This is a genomic window from uncultured Roseobacter sp. (genome assembly GCF_947493125.1).
GTDB lineage: Bacteria > Pseudomonadota > Alphaproteobacteria > Rhodobacterales > Rhodobacteraceae > Roseobacter.
The window spans coordinates 609,701-629,415 of record NZ_CANLQB010000001.1 but is presented as its reverse complement, the minus strand read 5'-3'; the positions used below and the strand labels follow the sequence as shown (position 1 = coordinate 629,415).

The 19,715-nt window shown below is 60.4% G+C and carries 19 protein-coding genes and 1 tRNA gene; 10 read left to right on the top strand and 10 right to left on the bottom strand.

Going from position 1 to position 19,715, the window contains the following annotated elements; genetic code table 11:
* The first annotated feature begins 71 nt into the window (after positions 1-71).
* From Q1A71_RS03115 to Q1A71_RS03070, 10 genes are all read left to right on the top strand, one after another.
* Positions 72-1,079: a hypothetical protein gene (locus Q1A71_RS03115; RefSeq protein WP_299671645.1), complete on the top strand. Its 1,008-nt coding sequence runs from the start codon at positions 72-74 to the stop codon at positions 1,077-1,079.
* A 176-nt stretch (positions 1,080-1,255) separates the two neighbouring features.
* Positions 1,256-1,582 carry a hypothetical protein gene (locus tag Q1A71_RS03110; protein ID WP_299671643.1) on the top strand — a complete coding sequence of 109 codons (327 nt, stop codon included), beginning with the start codon at positions 1,256-1,258 and terminating at the stop codon, positions 1,580-1,582.
* Positions 1,579-1,950, top strand: coding sequence for a hypothetical protein (locus Q1A71_RS03105; RefSeq protein WP_299671641.1), 372 nt, complete (start codon positions 1,579-1,581; stop codon positions 1,948-1,950). The genes Q1A71_RS03110 and Q1A71_RS03105 overlap by 4 nt, the downstream gene beginning before the upstream one ends.
* A complete protein-coding gene (locus tag Q1A71_RS03100) occupies positions 1,940-2,275 on the top strand; it encodes a hypothetical protein (protein WP_299671639.1) in 336 nt (111 codons plus the stop codon). Before Q1A71_RS03105 ends, Q1A71_RS03100 begins: the two co-directional genes overlap by 11 nt.
* Positions 2,272-2,766 carry a hypothetical protein gene (locus Q1A71_RS03095; RefSeq protein WP_299671637.1) on the top strand — a complete coding sequence of 165 codons (495 nt, stop codon included), beginning with the start codon at positions 2,272-2,274 and terminating at the stop codon, positions 2,764-2,766. The genes Q1A71_RS03100 and Q1A71_RS03095 overlap by 4 nt, the downstream gene beginning before the upstream one ends.
* Positions 2,763-3,488: a TIGR02594 family protein gene (locus Q1A71_RS03090; RefSeq protein WP_299671635.1), complete on the top strand. Its 726-nt coding sequence runs from the start codon at positions 2,763-2,765 to the stop codon at positions 3,486-3,488. The genes Q1A71_RS03095 and Q1A71_RS03090 overlap by 4 nt, the downstream gene beginning before the upstream one ends.
* A 3-nt stretch (positions 3,489-3,491) precedes the next feature.
* Entirely contained in the window at positions 3,492-3,749 is a 258-nt protein-coding gene (locus Q1A71_RS03085) for a hypothetical protein (RefSeq protein WP_299671633.1), read from the top strand.
* 190 nt (positions 3,750-3,939) lie between these two features.
* Complete coding sequence (locus tag Q1A71_RS03080) at positions 3,940-4,212, top strand: hypothetical protein (protein ID WP_299671631.1); 273 nt, start codon at positions 3,940-3,942, stop codon at positions 4,210-4,212.
* 3 nt (positions 4,213-4,215) lie between these two features.
* Positions 4,216-6,222, top strand: a complete 2,007-nt coding sequence (locus tag Q1A71_RS03075) for a hypothetical protein (protein WP_299671629.1) — start codon at positions 4,216-4,218, stop codon at positions 6,220-6,222.
* Entirely contained in the window at positions 6,222-10,361 is a 4,140-nt protein-coding gene (locus Q1A71_RS03070) for a hypothetical protein (protein ID WP_299671627.1), read from the top strand. Before Q1A71_RS03075 ends, Q1A71_RS03070 begins: the two co-directional genes overlap by 1 nt.
* Positions 10,362-10,927: 566 nt before the next feature.
* Here Q1A71_RS03070 and Q1A71_RS03065 read toward each other — a convergent pair.
* The 10 genes from Q1A71_RS03065 to Q1A71_RS03020 form a co-directional block, all read right to left on the bottom strand.
* Entirely contained in the window at positions 10,928-11,236 is a 309-nt protein-coding gene (locus Q1A71_RS03065; protein ID WP_299671625.1) for a hypothetical protein, read from the bottom strand.
* A gap of 16 nt (positions 11,237-11,252) precedes the next feature.
* Positions 11,253-11,480 carry a hypothetical protein gene (locus Q1A71_RS03060; protein ID WP_299671623.1) on the bottom strand — a complete coding sequence of 76 codons (228 nt, stop codon included), beginning with the start codon at positions 11,478-11,480 and terminating at the stop codon, positions 11,253-11,255.
* Positions 11,477-11,683, bottom strand: coding sequence for a hypothetical protein (locus Q1A71_RS03055; protein ID WP_299671621.1), 207 nt, complete (start codon positions 11,681-11,683; stop codon positions 11,477-11,479). Before Q1A71_RS03055 ends, Q1A71_RS03060 begins: the two co-directional genes overlap by 4 nt.
* Before the next feature lie 118 nt (positions 11,684-11,801).
* Positions 11,802-11,891 (bottom strand) — tRNA-Ser (locus tag Q1A71_RS03050).
* Between the two features lie 93 nt (positions 11,892-11,984).
* On the bottom strand, positions 11,985-14,330 hold the full coding sequence (locus Q1A71_RS03045) for a DUF3772 domain-containing protein (protein WP_299671619.1): 2,346 nt from the start codon (positions 14,328-14,330) through the stop codon (positions 11,985-11,987).
* Positions 14,327-15,364 (bottom strand): cysteine synthase A, encoded by a 1,038-nt coding sequence (locus tag Q1A71_RS03040; protein WP_299671617.1) that lies wholly within the window; start codon positions 15,362-15,364, stop codon positions 14,327-14,329. The genes Q1A71_RS03045 and Q1A71_RS03040 overlap by 4 nt, the downstream gene beginning before the upstream one ends.
* Positions 15,365-15,418: 54 nt before the next feature.
* Positions 15,419-16,534: an NUDIX domain-containing protein gene (locus tag Q1A71_RS03035; RefSeq protein WP_299671615.1), complete on the bottom strand. Its 1,116-nt coding sequence runs from the start codon at positions 16,532-16,534 to the stop codon at positions 15,419-15,421.
* A gap of 4 nt (positions 16,535-16,538) precedes the next feature.
* On the bottom strand, positions 16,539-16,979 hold the full coding sequence (locus Q1A71_RS03030; protein WP_299671613.1) for a TrgA family protein: 441 nt from the start codon (positions 16,977-16,979) through the stop codon (positions 16,539-16,541).
* Positions 16,980-17,006: 27 nt separating this feature from the next.
* Positions 17,007-18,218, bottom strand: coding sequence for a cyclopropane-fatty-acyl-phospholipid synthase family protein (locus Q1A71_RS03025; protein WP_299671611.1), 1,212 nt, complete (start codon positions 18,216-18,218; stop codon positions 17,007-17,009).
* A gap of 75 nt (positions 18,219-18,293) precedes the next feature.
* Positions 18,294-19,712, bottom strand: a complete 1,419-nt coding sequence (locus tag Q1A71_RS03020) for a deoxyribodipyrimidine photo-lyase (protein ID WP_299671609.1) — start codon at positions 19,710-19,712, stop codon at positions 18,294-18,296.
* Between the last annotated feature and the right edge of the window lie 3 nt (positions 19,713-19,715).

The window sequence follows — 19,715 nt, the reverse complement described above, 5'->3', positions numbered from 1 at the left end:
GTGCGGCTTGGGATCTTTGATCTGGCCGTGCGCAGTGCCATCCGAATTTCCCGAACCGCGTGGAGACCCGGATGGCGACAAACACACTTCGCATTCAATTGCTTCGTGGCACCGCAGCAGAACTCGCGGCGTCCAATCCTGTGCTTCAGGAAGGTGAGCCGGGGTATGCCATTGATACCGGAGTTTTGCGCATAGGCGATGGAACCAGTAATTGGCTCGATCTTCCGACCATCGTCGCCGACCTGAACCTGCAAACCGCCATCGAAGCGGCAAATGCTGCAACTGCGGCCGCTACTGCTGCAACAACCGCCGCGAATGATGCAACGACTTCAGCGAATAACGCGGTAGCCGCCGTGGCAGCCCAAGCCGCCGAGGTTGCAGCGAATACTACGGGTCGAACCAGCGTACGACCTATTTCGACGGGGGGTACAGGCGCCAATACTGCCAGCTCTGCGCGAACAGCACTAGGCTTGGAAATAAGCACAGACGTACAAGCCTTCGACCAAAAATTAGAGTCTCTGTCAGCATTGAACCCCGCCAACAATCAGATTGCCTATTTTACATCAGAAACAGGACTGTCCTTAACTAATTTCACCGCCGCCGCGCGGAGTCTTCTCGATGATGCTGACGCCGCTGCCCAGCGAGTTACTTTGGGTGTTGAGGCATCCACCAATCCAGATTGGTCCGTAGACACTACAAAGCGCGCAACTCGCGGGGACACCAAAGCGTTTGTAGATGCGGCTATTTCTGCCCGCCTTCTGCCCGATTTCGAAAGTTCCGAATATAGCTTGACGCCAGGGCAGAAATACTTCGTGCCGCACGGTCTTGGCGCGATCCCGACCCATGTGAGCGTCCGTCTGCGATGCAAGGTCGCGATAAATGGTTACTCAGTGGGGCAAGAGGTGGATGCACCGGGCTTCAATGATGTTGGCAGCGGTGTGGGTATCGGTGTTGCGCGCGACGACACGAACGTATCCGTGATAATCGGCGCGTCGGGTGTCGCGATATCATCCGCTACGGGAGGATCGTTCGGGGCCAATGCCGCCAACTTTGATGTGGTGGTCTATGCATGGCTCTGAGGTATGCGATCATATCTAGCGGTCTGGTGACGGATTTTAGCCAGGATAGCGCAGATGGTCCTGCTGCGGCCGCGGACGTGCAAGTTGGTTATGAGTACGACGCTGCGCGCGCGAAGTTCACGGCGCCGGTTCCCAACAGGACATCAGAGGAGATCCTCGCGCAAGAGCGAGTGCGGATGCGGCCGTATGCTCTGGCGTTCGAAGAGGCGCTGACGCTGCTGTCTTCTCCGGTGCCCGGTGATCTCGACATGTACGACACGCTGATCAAGGCCATCGCTGCGGCCCGGGTCCTCAATCCGCGAGACAAGCTTGGTCGCTGGTGGGACAAGGTGACAATCGTTCTCCGAAATCATCCGGACATGGAAGATTTCCGTGTGGCGTTCGATCTCTCGCCAGAAAAGCAAGACGCCATCTTTCGGGTGGCCATCGCAATTGATGAGGGCAACGCCACAGACAGTCAGGTTGTGATTGACCTCATAGCAGATGCGGAGGCGACGTCATGACCTGGTTGCGGAAAGCTTGGGACTGGATTGCCCACCTTTGGAAGAACCCGGACGGCTACTATGGCCGCCCGATCAAGTACGCGATCAACCAAGGCCCCGGACATTTCGTCGCCGTAGGGTTCATCCCCGTCGCCGTGTTCGATTTCAGCATCCTGATCCTGCTTATCGGCTTTGGCGTGTGGGAAGTGACACAATGGCACTTCCGCGGCGCCGACCCATACGACTGCGTGGAGGACTGGTGTTTCGTCGCAGCAGGCGCCTTGTCCGGTCTGCATTGGATTATGACGCTGCTGATCGTTCCAGTGGCGCTCGTGTTCTGGGCAAACGGGGTTCTGCTCCGCATAAAGGAGCGTCGCGATGGGCTTTAACCCCGACACACTGAAACTTGCCGCAATCATCGGTGTGGCGTTGCTTGTGAAACACCTCATGACAGAGGTGATCCCGCCCGAAGATGAAACCGATGCCCAGCGCCGCGCGCGGAAGCGCAAGACTGTTGGTGGGCTCTTGGCGGGCGGCTTGTTCGCATATGCCGGTCACGTGCCGTTCATGGAGTTCTTCTCGATCAACCCAGAGACCGGCACGTGGATGTCAGCGGTGTTTCTCGCTTTTGCCGGTGAGCACGTCGCCCGCGAGCTTATGCGCCCGCAGTTCATCAGCAAAATTCTCGAAAAGCGCTTTGGAGGAGGCCGGTGATGCAACGTCTGTATATGGGCCACAAGATGCAGGGCCGATGGGCGGCAGTGCTCTTCATGATGTTCGGTGTGATCATCGCCAAAGATCAGTTGCAGGTCTTGTGGGATAAGCGCTTTGCGGAGCGGCCATTTGTATCTGCTCACCTCGAAATCCGGCCAGTGTTTGCTGATGTGCCGCCCGTCATCATGTATGACGCCGATGCAACGCAGCCGGTCGATGGCGTTTGGATTGCCACCATTCACGCCGAGAACGGCCAAAGGCTTTTCACGCGGCGCGGACCAGGGTCCTACAACGCAAACATCGACAATCCGAAGCCTTGGCCGTGGGAGACGTTTTTCGACAATGAGCGCGGCGCGCCAAGCCCTCGTGTCCCCGACCAGGTATTCAAGGTCTGCGTCCGCTATATCATCGAGGCGCGCGATACCGGCGTGTATGATGAAACGCCGGTGTTCTGCTCAGATTACACGAACCCAGAGGAGTGGCCGAAATGACCCCGACCACTCTGCAGGTTCAGAAGCGGTTGAAGGCGCTAGGGTTTGATCCGGGGCCTCTCGACGGCATCCGCGGTCCCCTGACTGATAAGGCCATCGTCGCTTTCAAGAAATCCATCAACTACAAGCCGCGTCCACTGCTCGGACCTCTGACACTGGCTGCTCTTTTTGATGGTGCCGTCGCGACCGGCCAAGGCGCTCCCGCTGACGCGCCCCCATGGCTGCGCCTCGCCTACGGCTACATGGGGCTCCGGGAAATACGTGGCCCAGACCACAACACGGCTATCGTCGGATGGTGGGAGGCGCTCAAGCTGCCCTTCCGCGACGATGAAACCCCGTGGTGCGCCGGTTTCGCCAATCGGATGGTGCAGAAGGCCGGGTTTCAAATCCCGGACAAGTACCGCGCCGCCGCGCTGGGCTGGCGCTGGACCGGCAACGGCGTTCGGCTACCGGGGCCTGCGCTGGGCGCAATCATGGACATGGAACGCCCCGGAAAGCCGGGGTCCGGCCATATGACCTTCGTGGCAGGCCGAACGTCCAAATGGATGATCGCCGGGCTGGGCGGCAATCAAGGTAACCGGGTTGGCGTCAACCCGTATTCACCGACTGCACGCGACGCTCGCTACTACTACCCAACCGGCTACCCGCTTCCCGAGAAGACCGGAATGGATACCCTGCCCCTTGTCGATGCGGCAGGGCGAACCCTGAGCAACGAGGCATAGCGGATGATCAAGTATGCCCTCGCAGTCGCTCTTCTCGCCGTCTTAGGCCTTGGCGCCAAACTGCAATTTACCCTTGCTGACCTTGAAACTGTGACGGCCGAGAAATCCGCGCTGGAAGTCAAACTGACCGGCTGCACCGCGCGCGCTGCCAACCTCATAGAGGACAAAGAAAGCGATGAAACGATTGATTTGCTTCCCGATGATGATCTGCGTCTTGTTCCTGACGAGTGGCTGCTTGCGCCCACCCCCGGTGATCGTTGAGGCGCCAGACGCGAAGTTCTGCGACGTGGAGGAGCCGCGCCGCTTCACGCAAGACGAACTCGATTGGCGAGCCGCGAACGCACCTTGGAACCTGCGCAAGGACTTTAAGACCAACCTGACGCATGAGCGGGAATGTCCGCCCGAACCCAGCGCCGACCAAGCGCCCGCATAAGCGAAAAGGAGATCGCTCATGGCCTCAACGCCGTTCCCACTCACCAAAACGCCCAAGGCGGGTCCCGACTACACCGCTGCAAGCGATATAGATGTGATGCTCGTCAATCCATATGAGCGAGCAAGTGCCCTCATTCGATTTGCGCGCACCACAAATGATACGCAACCAGCGCTTGATCCCCGTCTGTGGACTCCGATCAAGCCGCTTGAGCGCGTGCCATTCACGCTCCTTCTCGGCGAGCGCTTGTGGTTCATTGGCCCCGATGGGCTGTTTGCAATGCTTGAGTCCTGATCAATGGGCGCGCTGGGCCGGTTTCGCGCAGGGCGGTTTGCCGGTAGCCGTTTTAACGGCGGTCGATTTGGCGTGCTGGAGGTTGTTGGTCGGATTACGCTCGACGGCCTGACCAACAACCCCACGCATGGCCTGACCGCGCAGACGGGGGTGCAACTCACCGGAACGAGCACCGACACCATCACCAACCCGCAGTGGCAGTCCAACGCGAGCGGCTCGTTTTCTGACATCGCCGGGGCGACGGCGTTTGACTACAATCCAACGATTGGCGTCGATGGTGTGGTTAACCTCTCGCGGGTCCGCATGACGGGGCTCATCGACGGGCAACCGGTTGTGTCACCGTCCTACGTGGTCCGATACGCCCCACCAACCGCCAATGGCGTTATCCCGCTTCAGGAATGGTTCCTGAACCAAGCGATTACGCCTATCAACCTGAGCACGTATTTTTCTACCGGGGAAGATGTCGCCTATACGATCACAAGCGGATCTCCGGCGGCTGGTGTGGCGCTTGCATCTGGTGAAGTGTCCGGCGTCCCGACTGAAGTTACAACTGGAAGTTTCGATGTCACTGCGGAGGACTCCGGCGGCGCCGCTGTTCAGACTGTTTCGTTCAGCGTCACGGACTTGCCACTCAGCGCGCCGATCCTGATCGACAGCGCAATTTTCGATCCAGCCAGCGGAGGTAACCCACCGTCCCTGAGTCACGAATTGACCTACGATGGTGCGCGGACTCTGACCGTCTACGGTGCGTTCGTAGACTCCAGCGTTGGAACTCCTACGAAAGCCCAACTGCGCGCAGGAACGGGCGGCGGCATCTTGGAGGCGTATTCGCAGGTGATCTCCCTGCCGAGTACCGGACTTGAGCTGTCCGGTTTCACGAGCATATCCAATGACGCAGACGGCCATCACTATTTCATCGAGGAGGATGGCCCCAATCCGCAATCCTCTCTGATCGAGGTGCTTGCGGTCTCAGGTATCAACTTCACCGCCGCGACTGTACAGACCGCAGTCACCGATATCGTTGATGCCAGCACATGGACGCTGACGTTCGACAAGCCGATCTATGGCACAGGTGATCCGGCGGATTGGGCAGTCACGAGTTTGGGTGATAGCCCGACCATCGACAGCGTGATCGTGAATGGCACCACAACCGTTGTTCTGAACCTGTCCGGGGATCTGCCTGAGGCCGGGGACGCACTCACTGCCAGTTATTCTGGCGGCGACTTGGTGGATGAAGATGGCAATACGATTACCGACATCTCGGGACAAGTCGTCACCAACAACCTGCCGGCGGGTGGCTTCACCGAAAACGCGGTGAATTTCGACGGGCAGACGTTTTTCACTGCAACTGCCCCCTATCCGTCCAACATCCGTTCCGCCGTCTTCATGGCATCCTTTGAGGTAACCGAAAACGGTTCGCGGCAATGCCTCTCAGGTTGGGGCGCCAACTCGTCTTCGAACGCGTTGCATGCTGATTACAATTCTTCTGCAGGAACGGTAAATATCCGCTTCGACATGGAGGACAGCCTGGGTAACGCCATAGCGCTGTTTATCCCGTTCGCTGGCGTTACTGACCGGTTTCACGTCATCGCAGCCGCCCATAACGATGGCACCGGTCTCTATGGTCAGTTGGCCGTCCGAGATGAGACCGGAGCAACCTACACCGTGGTATCGGATAGCAACACCGGTGTTACCGGTGTTGCTACGCTCGCGGTCGATGTTGCAAGCGCGCCGAGGGTGTTCAACGAGAGCGCAGGTCTTGCCCAGGACTTCCAAGGTCGGGCGTTCCGCAATGCAGCATGGTTCAGTCCAACAGGGGCATCACTCGCCGATGTGTCCACTGTGGCTGTTCAGGATCGCTTCACGGACGGCGATGCCATCGTTGATCCTGCCATCGCCCAAGCTGAATACGGCACTCCGATCTACGACTTCAACGGCACATCCGCTGACTACAACGCTGCGACCCAAGATGGCAGCGCAACCTACACGATAACAGGGGCCACGACCTGATGGGCAGAATTGAACTCAATACCGCGCTGCGTTCCGAGCCAGTCGTCACAATCCCCTCGGGAGCATTTCTGACTTTCCCGCAGGCGATGGCAGGAGATGAGACGGAAATTCTGCTTTACCTGAGTGTGGCAAAGAGCGCGGCAATCTCATCGCGCGCTGCCTTTGCCAACTGGACCGGTTCGACAGATGGGTTCTATGCGGTGTCGGACACCGATGGGTCATCAGGTCTCAGGATTGATGTTAGGGCGTCAGACGGAACCCGGATCAATGTGACCTCCCAGCCGGTCCCCGATGGTAGTAAGTACCAACCTATTGCTTCAATCTGGATCGACGGCAGTGATGTGATGCACGCGCTTGCCTACATATTCGATGGCACCGATTGGGTCGAGGTCATCAACGAAACCAGAAACGTTGCGCCTGGCTCGACGCTCGACCTTGGCACAACACCCTGGGATCTGTTCCGGCGCGCCGATGGCAACCACTACTTTGGCGGGCCAGTGAACCGCTTCGCGCTATGGCGCGGCACATCAAACGCCCCCGTTGCTGACATCTCGGACCCGGCGGTCCGTAACTACTTCGCGTCCCGTCGCCGGTCGGCAGGTCCGCGCACCAGTGTGAGACGGATTGGCACACCCATCGTGGATATCAACGGTGGCGAGGATGCCTGGCAAACTGGTGCGAACACCGGGTCATGGCCAGATTTGGTTCATGGCGGCACCAACATTACAACGCCAACAGTCAACACCGATCCGCCTTCTTTCGATGATGAGGACGAGCCCACCGTTGATGGGGTGGTTGCGCAAGGCAACTCGGTCAGCGCCAACCTTGCCGAGCCTTCAGGCGGCGGCACGATCACGACCACGGTTGAGTGGTTTTTGAACGGCACGGATGTCGCGACAGGCGAGATATATCAGATCCCTACCAGTGGTGTTGGCGGTCAAACTCTGCAGTTCCGCCAGACCAGCACCAGCGAATATGGGTCGGAATCCATATTCTCCGACATCTACACCATCCCTGTTGTCACGCCATCGGACACGATACGCCCGGTCATAGACATCGGGACGGTCGACGCCGACAACGGGGGCGTTTTGCCGCTCACCGTGAGTTGTACTGAGCGGGACAGCAGGCCGGTGAATTTCTGGATGGTGGCTGTGCCCGCGGCGGCGCCCAACCCGGATGTCCCGCAAGTCAAGGCAGGCACGGACGCCAGCGGAGCGGCCACGCAAAGCGCCAGTTGGACGGTCACGGGGCCAAGTGCCACCGACACTCCAGCACTGTCTTCGTCGCTCACCTCCGGCGGATATAAGTTGTGTGTGGCGGCAACGGATGATGCGGGCAACGATGTGGCCGGCGTCTTTGTGATCGAGGGTGTGACGATCTCCGCGACTGTCGTTTCCCTGAACATCAACACAACCCTGACCAACACAACACCGGTCATTTCCGGTGGCTCTGGCACGCTCGCCTTCGACGCTTCAGCACCGCCCAGCGTGTCCGGCGACATTATCGAATTCAAGCCGACAGCGCACGAAGACAACGGACCTGACTGGCTTCCTGCTTATTTCGATTGGCGCATTGCCAATGGCCAAGGCGGTTATCTGTCAGGGCGCACCAGAAATGCGGCACTGGACATCATTTCTATCATCAGAGGCCTGACTTCAGCGAGCAACCCCCTCGAGATCCGTCAAGTCGATAAGAAGATCACCTCCGCCTACTGTCAGACATGGATTTCATCGGTTAACGGCAACAACACGAACGACCCCGAAAACGTTCTATTCCAGGTCGGCGATACTCTCATCCATGACAACGGCACCACGTGCGAAGTCACTGGCTTCGAGATCAATGCTGGTGGGGTCAGAACCATTTACGTCAGCAATATCGGTGGCACCGGATTTCTCGAAGGGGAGGGTTGGCTTGAACTGAATGGAGTTCGTGTTGCACGGCTGAACAAGAACGACGCACATTACCGGTGGGCCGCACCAGATAATGAGGTGCTAGAAGGCACATGGCAAACGCCGGTCAATCTGACAACCAGTGTCGGCACACCCACAGTTGAGATCATTGTCGAAGACAATCGGGCTGTCTTTGTAGAAGGAGAAGCAATCGGGTTTCACGCCGTGGCGCACGGGTTCGATACAGATAACCCGGCGTTTGATTGCAACTTCAAATGGTCAGTTGTGACGCCCGGCAATGATCGGGACTTTGCGCGCAATGACTTCCCGATGCCATGGAATAAGAACATGGCCCTCGGTGAGATGGATATGTGGGGCAATAGGCCTCTCACCACGGGAATGGTTCAGTACCAATGCGAGGTCTTTAAGCACGATGATCGTGCTGGCAGTCAAACTGCGGCGGTCAGCGTTATGGTCACACCCAAGTCGGTGGCGTTCTCTGCTGCAAATACCTACGTGGTTGACCCCGATGGAGTGTACTCGGGAGCACCTGCGTCCGACAACCAGTTTACCGACATCAACGCCGCTATCGCCGCTATCAAATCGGGATCGTCCGGCACAAGTCGCCGGCTGTTCTTGACCAATGGCCACACTTATGTGCCAAGCGACTTGGAATTCTCAAACTTCGAACTGTTCTGCCTGGACTGTCTCGACACGCTTGGCTTTGGCAATCCGGCGATCCTCGCCCCAGCGGATCAGGCCAACGCGACAGAAGAACTCATTCTCGGCAATACTACCAGAGCCACCCTTGAGGGATTCGATATCGCCAAGCCATATGATGGCACGGCACCCGACGACATGGAAAGCTTCTACGGAACCGGGATAGACACACAGAACTGCGCCTACGCCACGCTCTACAACCTGTCTGTGTCCGGAGTGTCGTCCTGCATCAAGCCGGGCAATGGCGCGGGCACGATTACCTTTGGGATTGACGTGCGAACCACGAACTATGGAGAGTTCGGCTGGTTCGCGGATAACGCAGGGATCTGCTACTTCATCGGATGCTGGAACAGCCAGCCCGACGCGATCAAGCGCTCTCCCCCGGGCACTGGCGAGAAGAAAGACAGTATGACGCCCTACCTCGCGAACCATGCAGGAGGGCGGTTCTCGCGCAACTTCGGCGACCGTTGCTTCTATATGTGTTATGTCGTCTCGAACACTGGTTGGCAGTCCAACGGCTCTGTGCAGAACCTTGTTCGCTGGTTTGGCCAGATGGCCGATCATCCCTACAAGATCAGAGTCAGCAAGATTGTGGGCGTGAGCAGCCGCATATCGGTTCAGGCGACAACTTCCGGGTCCATTGAGAAACCTACTCGCTTCATGATGAAGAAGTTCATCTTCGCTGACATGAATGGCGACGTTGCGCTGTTCACCAGCGGCGCGGCCGGGATCGAACTGGAGAACGGATTGCTGATCTCCGAGGACATTCCGCCGGAAAGCTCGGCCAAGTTCAAGGCCGGTATTCTGTTCGGCAAGCTCAACGACGATAAGCCTCTGTACTACGAGATGGACCACTTCCCGCGCACCGCGCGGTCGTGCAGCGTGATCTGCCTCAAGACCGGAGCCAATCAAGAAACCAGCGTGTTCGATGGGATCACCGAAGAGTCCAACTCGAACTACGGCAACTGCCTTGATACCAATATCGAAAACCAGAACAACCTTGTACACACGCCGGGATATTCGAACGGAGTGGACAGCGGTCCTTTTGATCTGACGTCCATGTGGTCGCCGATCTATAAAGGGCCGTACTACTACTCCTATGATGAGCTGTCCGTTTCCAATGCGGAGAATGGACTGCCGGGCTCAAACAGCAATGTTCTGGTGACTGGTGCGACCAGTGGCGCAACCGGATACGTCAAGCGATCAAACTTTGACAAGGATGCCAAGACTGGCACGGTCTACATGAACGCCGAGGGTAGTGGTGACTTCATTGTTGGTGAAACCATCAACATGAGCAATGGAAACTCCGCGGTTGTGACAGCTTGGAGCCCAGGCACCCACCAGAACGTTACTGCTGACACCAGGTTCGCGCATACGCTGGCTTCGACTTATGCCTATGCTCCGCTACAGTCGAGTCCGGCGTACAACAGCAGCGATGCGGGGGCGCTCCTACCGTATGAGGATTGCTTTGATACCGTCAGGGACCGGGTGAACCCCACGAGAGGGGCTGTGGAGAGCGTAGCGGCTTAAGAGCCGCCCTCCGCCAAATGCTGCAGGACTTTCACCGTCTCGGCACGCATAGCGCACGGACGCAGCGGATCGCCGTTCTGAGGGCCTGTGCAGAGGCATCGTCCGGGCACTAAATCTGCATGGTCAAGCAAATACTGCGCAGCTTCCTTAATGCACCGCCGTTCTTCGCCGACGCGCTCCATGATTTCGCAGGCAGTGGGCTTATCAGGCGCGGGATCCTCCAGACAGTGCAGCCCTTCTATCACGGTCCAGGTGGTAGCGAAACGCGGCTGCCAATCAGGTATACAAAGACCGTATAGGCAATAAATAGCCCAACACAAATAGCGATGCGCCGTAAGATCAACTTTGTGGTATGGGAGCGGTTGTCCATTTCGTTGTCCTCTGTCAGGGGAGCGTCTTGGCGGGCCGGGGGTGTTGCGAGCACTTCCGGCCACCTCTTTCAAAGAATTCACCTGTATCTAATTAGCGTCACCCCTTACGTCTAGATTGCCCAAGGTTGTATTTTTGGGGTGTTGCCGGTCGGAGCCGCTGCCGCACTCCCGACCAACTGGGGATCCTTCTCGGTGTTAGTGAATTTCGGGACCTTCTTCGGCTTCGTATCCAGCGGTGATCTGATCAAACAGCGCGCCCTGTTTCTTGAAGAAGTCTGCGTATTTCAGATCGCCGTTGAAGTACCGCGCTGTGAGCCTCAAGTTCTTAATGGCGGATGGCTTATGCCAGTGTGCGAGGTGTCGGGCTGTGATCTGCTGGACCATGAAAACGGCGCTAGGGACCGTCATGTGCATGTGGTCAGCAAGTGCCAGTATCATCTCGCCAACTAGTTGCTCGGCTTGCTCTTGGCGCTCCGGCCCAGTGACGTTGTGCATCTGTGACATTGCGTCGATCCTCCAATTACAGTTTGTCGATCAGCGCCTTGGGGGCGGTGGTCGAGAGGTATATCTTCTTGCGATTGTCGTAGGTCATCGCGTCGGGGTGAGCTACGTTGAAAGTGCGGAAGTCGATGGCCGCTTGGGCGGAAGAGACCCCGAACTTTCTTTGCAGATGCGCGCGGTTGATAAATCCGTACACAGCCAGCATATCCGCAATCCATTGTTGGCGATGCTCGGCGAACCAGGTCACGCCGTTGCAATGCGCATGCGACCGCGCCCCTTGCCGCTCGGATTGTAAAACTCAACGTGTCCAAGCTTTGAAAGCTCGTTCCACGTTGTCCTGGTGTGCGGCGCACTTTCTCCCATCGCGAGCACAACGCCGTTTTTGTCAAAGCAGGCATCGCCGCCCCGGTCTTTAAGCCATTTCAAGGCTGCTGTTTGGGCCTCTGTCATTGGCTCGATCCTCTAATTTGAGTTGAAAATTTCTATACAATTTTCTATACGCATAGCTAAACAGCGGGACGCTAACCGTCAAGTTTTTATGGGAAAAATTATATAGATTAGATAGGTCTGGCGGAGCGACAGGGATTCGAACCCTGGAGACGGTCTCCCGCCTACACACTTTCCAGGCGTGCGCCTTCGACCACTCGGCCACCGCTCCGTTGCGGCGGTGTAGCCCGGCAACCCGCCGCATTGCAAGAGCCAAAATCGCCTTTCCCGCCTTGGAAACCTTAACGTTTCCGGCCCAAGGCGGTCAGCTCTCCTCGGCGGTCGGCGGCGGTGTCGCGCCGCGCGGCTGCAGGGTCTCGGGGTTGCGCAGCCAGACATCACGCTGCGCAAAGGGCACCTCGATACCCTCCTTGGCGAAGCGCTCGGCGATGGCGTGGTTGATGTCGTTCTTCACCGCCATGATCCAGTTTACATCCCGCAGGATCAGGCGGATCTCGAACTCCAGGGAGTCCGCACCGAAATTGTTGAACAGGATCATCGGTGCCGGATTGCGCAGCACCATGGGCTGGTCTTCCGCAATCTCGCGCAGGATTGCCTCGACCCGCCGCGTGTCGGTGCCGTAGGCCACGCCAATGGGCACGATCAGCCGCCCCACCTTGTTGCCACGGGTGTAGTTGGTCACCGTGCCCGAGACCAGATCAGCGTTGGGCACGATCACATCGGTGCGGTCGAAGGTCTCGATCCGGGTGGCGCGCACCGAGATGTCCTTCACATAGCCCATCTGCCCGCCAACCTCGATCCAGTCGCCTTCCGAAATCGGGCGTTCGATGAGCAGAATGATGCCCGAGACGAAGTTCGACACGATGGTCTGCAGACCAAAACCGATACCGACGGAGAGCGCACCGGCCACGATGGCGAGCGATGACAGATCAATCCCCGCCCCCGTGATGGCGAGCACCGCAGCGAGGAAAATCCCCACGTAGCCAAGGCCCGAGACAATGGCGTTCTGGCCGCCGATATCCATCCGGGTCTTGGGCAGCACGTTCACCCGCATCGTGCTCTGCACCAGCCGGGTGATCGCGAAGCCCACCGCGAAGATCACGACGAAGGTCATGAAATCGCCGGGGGAGATGCGCGTGTCGCCGATGGCAAAACCCCGGCTGAACATCGACCAGACCTCGGTCAGATCCGCCACCCGCGCGCCCCAGGCCAGCGCCAGCAGCGGCAGCGAGAGGAGCACCAGCGCAAAGCCGACCAGCACCGGGATCAACGCATCCCGCGCGCTCTCCGTATCTCCCGTGATCAGGCCATAGACGTCGACCGAGAAGCGCTGCAGGGTCACGACAAACCCGAGGATCAGCAGGCTGACCAGCGTCGGGTAGAGCAGTGCGTTCCCCGCTTCCGCATAACCGACCGCGGCCATGATCGGCGCGACCACCGACACCAGGAGAAGCGCCGAACCCGCAGTGCGCACCACCCGCGACAGCCCCACGCCGCGCGGCGCGTCATCGCTCTCCGGGTCGGCCTCGACCTTGTAGCGCCGCAGGGTCAGCCCGATGGGCGCCAGCACCAGGGCAATCAGCACCACGATGGGAAAGGCCAGCACCGCATCCGTGGCCGGTGCCACGTCTTCGAACCCCACCAGCAGTTCCACCACCCCGCGCGACACGAACAGCAACGACAGCAGCAGCATGTAGAAGCGCACCGCCGAGCGTTTGCCCGGCGGCAGCTGGATCAGCGCATCATCATCGTCTCGGGCAAAGAGCCGCTCGGCCAGCCAGCGAAAGCCCAGCAGGACAAAGCCGAAGACCGGCAGCGTCTCGAGAATCTGATCGAGCCGCTCTCCGGCCATCCCGGTCATGCGCAGCGCATGGGTCAGCACGAAAAGCCCGGTGAGCGGCAGGAAGATGCGCAACAGCGAGACCAGAAACCGCCAGACGCCTGACCCGCGCCCGCCCCATCGTCGCAGATAGCTCAGACCGAACCCGGCCCAGGCGCGCCCGCGGATGATGAGCGCCAGCGCAACCGCCAGCAGCAGCAGCACCAGCGGCAGGTTCTCCCGCATCTGCGCGCGCCGCACCGGATCTTCCAGCGTCTCCAATTCCAGCGCCAGCCCCCGCAGGATGGACAGGCTGTCCTCCACGGCCCGCGGCCAATGCACCGGGTTCAGCGGCGAGGGCCCCAGCGCCAGCAACCGCCTGGCCTGCCGCTCCCGGATGATCGCATCAATCTCGCGGATCAGCCCATCGGCGCGGCGAAACGCCTCTTCGGAAACGCGAACAGGCGCCCGCAGCGTCTCCAGCTGCGCCTCCAGTTCCGCCCGTCGGCCAGCCACATCCGCCGGCTCCTCACCGCTCTCCGGTACCGGCCCAAGGGCCTCGAGCTGGCTGCGCAGCGTGGCGATCCGCTCAGCATTGATCCGGCTGCCCGCGGTGAAATCCGAGCGGTATTCGGCCAGCTCCGCGCGCAGCCTTTCAAAGCGTTCGTTGCTCGCCGTTTCCGCTGCGATGGCGTCTTCGGCAAGCCGCGCGACATTGTCCCAGGCCTGGAAATTCGGGCCAGCCTGCGGCTGCTGCGCCATCGCCGGCAGGCACCAGGTCAGAACCGCGATCAGCAGCAGACCGCAAAGCGCGTGCAGAGCCAGCCTCATACGTCTTCAAACACACCCGGGATACTCGCCGGAGCCTGGTCGAGCCAGCCCGGTACCGGCAGCCCCTTGCTCTTGAGGAACTCCGGGTTGAAGAGCTTGGACTGATAGCGCGTGCCATAGTCGCAAAGGATCGTCACAATTGTGTGCCCGGGTCCCATGTCGCGCGCCATGCGCATGGCGCCGGCGATATTCACGCCCGACGAGCCCCCCAGACACAGGCCCTCCTGCTGCAACAGGTCGAACACCACCGGCAGAGCCTCGGCATCATGGATGTTGTAAGCGTAATCCGGCGTAAACCCTTCGAGGTTCTTGGTGATCCGGATCTGCCCGATCCCCTCGTTGATCGAGGAGCCCTCGGACATCTCCAGCTGTCCCTTGGTGTAGTAATTGTAAAGCGAGGCGCCATCCGGGTCCGCAAGGCCGATCTTCACCCCTTTGGGTTGCAGCACCTCCGCCACACCGGCGAGCGTGCCCCCCGAGCCCACAGCACAGATGAACCCATCCACCTTACCGCCGGTCTGCGCCCAGATCTCGGGGCCCGTCGTCTCCACATGCGCCTGCCGGTTCGCCACATTGTCAAACTGGTTGGCCCAGATCACGCCCTCATTGGTGCTGCGCGCCATCTCATTGGCGAGCCGTTCGGAATAGCGCACGAAGTTGTTGGGGTTGCGGTAGGGCGCCGCAGGCACCTGCACCAGCTCCGCACCCGCGAGCCGCAGCATGTCCTTCTTTTCCTGGCTCTGGGTCTCGGGGATCACGATCACGGTCTTGAAGCCCATCGAGGCGCCGACCAGCGCCAGCCCGATTCCGGTGTTTCCGGCGGTGCCCTCCACGATGGTGCCACCCGGTCGCAACAGCCCTTTCTCCACCGCATCCTTGATGATGAAGAGCGCCGCGCGATCCTTCACCGACTGGCCGGGGTTCATGAATTCCGCCTTGCCGAGGATTTCGCAGCCCGTGGCCTCGCTGGCCTGTTTCAGCCGAATGAGTGGCGTGTTTCCAATGGCCGCAGCCAGATCGCTTGCAACATGCATCGGGGTCGTTCCCTTGATATGGTCCACCACACCTAGCCGTGCGGTCGCGCGACCTCAAGAGGCGCTGCGCAATCGCTCCCTGTGCCGCGCCAGCCAATAGGCCAGCATCACCAGCGGCGTGTTCGCCGCCTGCAGCGTGTCACAGAGCCGCATCAGGTCCTCGAAGGACATCAAATGGGCGCGGATATCCTCCTGCTCGGCCTCCAGACCGCCCAGGCCCGCCGCCGCGTCTGGCAAATCGGCGATCCCGACGAAGGTATAGTAAAACTCGGTCGAATTTCCGGGCGAGGCATAGCTTTCGCCGACGGGATGCAAGGCCCCCAGCGTCACCCCGGCTTCTTCCATGGCCTCGCGGCGGGCGGTCTCCTCGGGCGTCTCGCCCGGATCGATCAGGCCCGCGACGGGCTCGAACTGCCAGCAGGTGGCGTCGCCACGGGCCAGCGGGCCCACCCGCATCTGCTCAACCACCAGGACCCGGTCCCGCATCGGATCATAGGGCAGAACCAGCGCCGCATCGGAGACCACGAAGACGCCCCGCGTCATCTCATCGCTCAGGTCGCCGTCAAAGCGGGTATGGCGCAGATCGATCTCATCGAGCGCAAAGAACCCTGCATAGACGCGGCGCTGGTCGATCAGGTCGATCTCGCCCGGGAAGGTGCCGGCGCCGTGACGGCTCCGCGCAGCGTTGATCCGCGACCAGGCCCGCGCGCGGATACGCGGGAACATGACCCCCACCTCTTCGGGTGTCTTGCGACCGCGGTAGCGCATCACCTCGCGCGCGGCTTCCACGCTCAACGCCCCCCAGTCGCGCGCCCAGGCCTCCAGAGACCAGGGCCCATCAGGCGTCCACAGCCCCTGCAGCGGGATGTAGACGCGGGCCGTGCGCCCGTCGGCGAGCGGCGCGTCGATGAGCCGGTAGCCGAAGGCCTGCTCGTAATAGTCGAGCTTCGCCACATCTTCCGGGCGCAGGCCCTCGGCCCGAAGGCCCGAGGTGACGGCACCCGGCTGCACCGTGATGACCGGAAACGGGCCTTCGCGCGCGGCGCTGGTGCGGTATCCCGGCAAGGCGGCCTCGGCCAGCGTCACGTGGCCGATGTCACCCAGCACCGCAGCAAGCAACGGCGGATGCTGCAGCGTGCCAAAAAAGAAGAGCGGGGTCGTCAACCCCATGCGACTACCGCCACGTGCGCCACGCATATTCGGTGAACAGCCCCGACAGCACCCCACCCGCAATCAGCGTGAAGATCACCAGCGGGTTGATCAGCACCAGCCCGTATTCCGCCATGAACTTCACAATCGCCAGCAGCGCCTGGAACGCGTCGTTGTACCAATTCGCCATGGCCCGGTCGAACATCTGCGCACAGGAGTGGATGAAGAGCCCCCAGAGCACCAGCATCAGCACGCCGCCAAAGCCATTGGTGATACCAGCGGCCAGGCCGCGCCCGGCCCTCTTGCCCATGACCGTCCAGCCCACAAAGATGCCCAGCACCGCATTCACATAGACAAAGTACCCAAAATCTGTGCTCTCCGGCATCAGCGGGATGATCTGCAGCGACACGATGTAGCCCACAATGCCGATGCAAATGGCAGCAACGAGGCGGGCGGCGTCGGGCATTTGGGCGTCCTTCAGGGTGGTGCGACCCTATCCCGGCCGCTTCACGGTGATCTGCGTCACGTCACAATTGGCACTTTCGAAGGTCGCAGCACAAGAGGTCAGGTAAAAATTCCACAACCGCCGGAAGCGGTCATCGAACCCCAGCCCGCTGACCTGATCCCATTTCTCGTTGAAGCTCTCGTGCCACCGCCGCAGCGTCACGGAATAACTCTGCCCGAACTCGATGGAGCGCTCCACCGCCAGCCCCGCTTTGCCGATCTGCTCGCGCAGGACGGACGGGCTCGGCAGCATGCCTCCCGGGAAGATGTACTTCTGGATGAAGTCCACCCCGCGCTTGTAGACCGTCCAGCGCCGGTCGGCGACGGTGATGATCTGCAATGTGGCGGCCTTGCCGGGTTTCAACCGGTCACGCACGACGCTGAAGTAGGCCGGCCAATAGCGCTCGCCCACAGCCTCGAACATCTCGATGCTGGCGATCCCGTCATAGATGCCCTTTTCATCGCGATAATCCTGCAACTTGAAATCAACAAGATCTGATAGTCCTGCTCTTTCAATGCGTTGCTGAGCATACTTGAACTGCTCTTCCGAGATCGTCAGCCCGGTGACCTTCAGCCCGCGCTCCTTTGCGGCATATTCCGCAAAGCCGCCCCAGCCACAGCCGATCTCTAGAATGTGGTCCCCCGGCTGCGCGCCCATCTCATCGACCATGGATTTGTACTTGGCAATCTGCGCCTTCTCCGTGCTCTCCTGCCCGCTGTCAAAGAGAGCGGAGGAGTAGGTCATCGTGTCATCGAGCCAGAGCCCGTAAAACTCGTTGCCCAAGTCATAGTGAAAGCTGATGTTGCGCCGCGCCTGTTTCTTGTGATTGCGCTGCATCCAATAGCGGAACTTCTCGAAGTTCCGCAGCACGATCATGCCCGGAAACCCGTCATAAAGGTGCTCGTTGTCCTGCTCATGCACGAGGTCCATGAAGGCCTGCAGGTCCGGCGTCGACCACCAGGCATCGAGATAGGCGTCACAGAACCCCAGATCGCCTTCGCGGATCAGCCGGGCAAAGAGGTCGTCGTTGTGAATGTGCAGCTCGGCCACCGGACCGGGGTTCTTGCCCTCGGCCCGAAACCTGCGCCCGTCCGGCAGGACAAACTCCGCCCGTCCGTTCTGCATCTGCTGTGCCATGGCAAAGACATGGGCAAAGTACCGCGGCAGCCCCGCCTGCCCCTGTGTGGTCGTCAAAATCATCTGCGCTCCCCGTTTCGCATCGCTGTCAGGCTAGGCTGACACACCCCTCATAGCAAGTTGATATTGCTTCACTTTCTAAAATCCACGGTTCTCATAGGCCGCGAGTGCCCGTTGCCTGCCCTCATCCGCCGCAACGACCGGTTCCGGATAGGCATTCCCGGGGTCGAGCCCCCAGCTGCGCGGCACCGCATCGAAGTAGGCCAACGCCTCCTCGGACGGGGTCTTGCGCCCCTCTGCGATCCAGCGGCGCACATAGGTGCGGTCCTTGTCGAACTTGTCGAGCTGGGTCACAGGATTGAACACCCGGAAATACGGCGTGGCATCCGGGCCCGAGCCTGCGGACCACTGCCAGCCCATGGCGTTGCTGGCCGGGTCCCAGTCGATCAGGCAGTCCTCGAACCACTTCAGCCCGATCTTCCAGTGACACAGCAGGTGCTTGGTCAGATAGCTCGCCACGATCATGCGCCCCCGATTGTGCATCCGCCCGGTCACATACATCTCGCGCAGCGCCGCATCGACAAACTGGATGCCGGTGCGCCCCTGTTTCCAGCGCTGCACCTCGGCGCGGCGCTCGTCCTGATTCCAGGGGAAGGCATCCCAGTCTTCCTTCCAGTTGCCCGTCAGCAGCTGCGGCGTGTGGTGCATCAGATGATAGGCAAACTCACGCCAGACCAGCTCTTTCAGGAAGGTCTCCGCCCCCGGTTTGCCGTCTTCGCGCGCCCGCATCCCGGCATGCCAGCATTGATGCGGGCTGATCTCACCCAGGCTCAGGTTTTCCGACAGCCCGGAGGTGCCATCGACGCTGGGCAGGTCGCGCGTCGTGTCGTAGCGCGCGACAATCTGCGCGATAAAGGCCCCGAGCCGGGACTGCGCCGCCTGTTCACCCAGCCGCACATGGGGGCGCACCACCGCCGCTCCGCGATCCATCGAAGCCTCCAGGCGCCAATCGGCCAGGGCGTCGCTCTCGGGCCAGGACTCCGGCGCGGGAATATCCGAGGGCGCAGACAGCGGTGCCTCCACCTCGCGCGTCTTCACCATGTTCCAGAAGGGCGTGTAGACCTTGTAAAACCCGCCGGTCTTGGTCTCGACCGTCCAGGGCTCAAACATCAGATGCCCGCCGAAGGACTTGGCCTCCACTCCCGCCTCTTTCAGAGCCGATTTCACACCCGTATCGCGTTTCACCGCCTCGGGATCATAGAGCCGCGACCAGTAGACCGCCTCCGCACCCGTCTCTGCGATCAGCGCCTGCAGCATCTCCAGCGCATCGCCCCGGCGCAGGATCAGCCGGCTGCCCTTCTCGCGCAGCGCCGCATCGAAGCACTCCAGCCCCAGCCCCAACCGCCATTTCGGCGCCGCGCCCAGCGCCGCAACGCCACCGTCATGTATGAAGACCGGGATCACGGGGCGCCCGCTGTCGCAGGCCGCGGACATGGCCGGATGGTCGCTCAGCCGCAGATCACGGCGAAACCACACAAGAACAGGAGACACGCTCACACA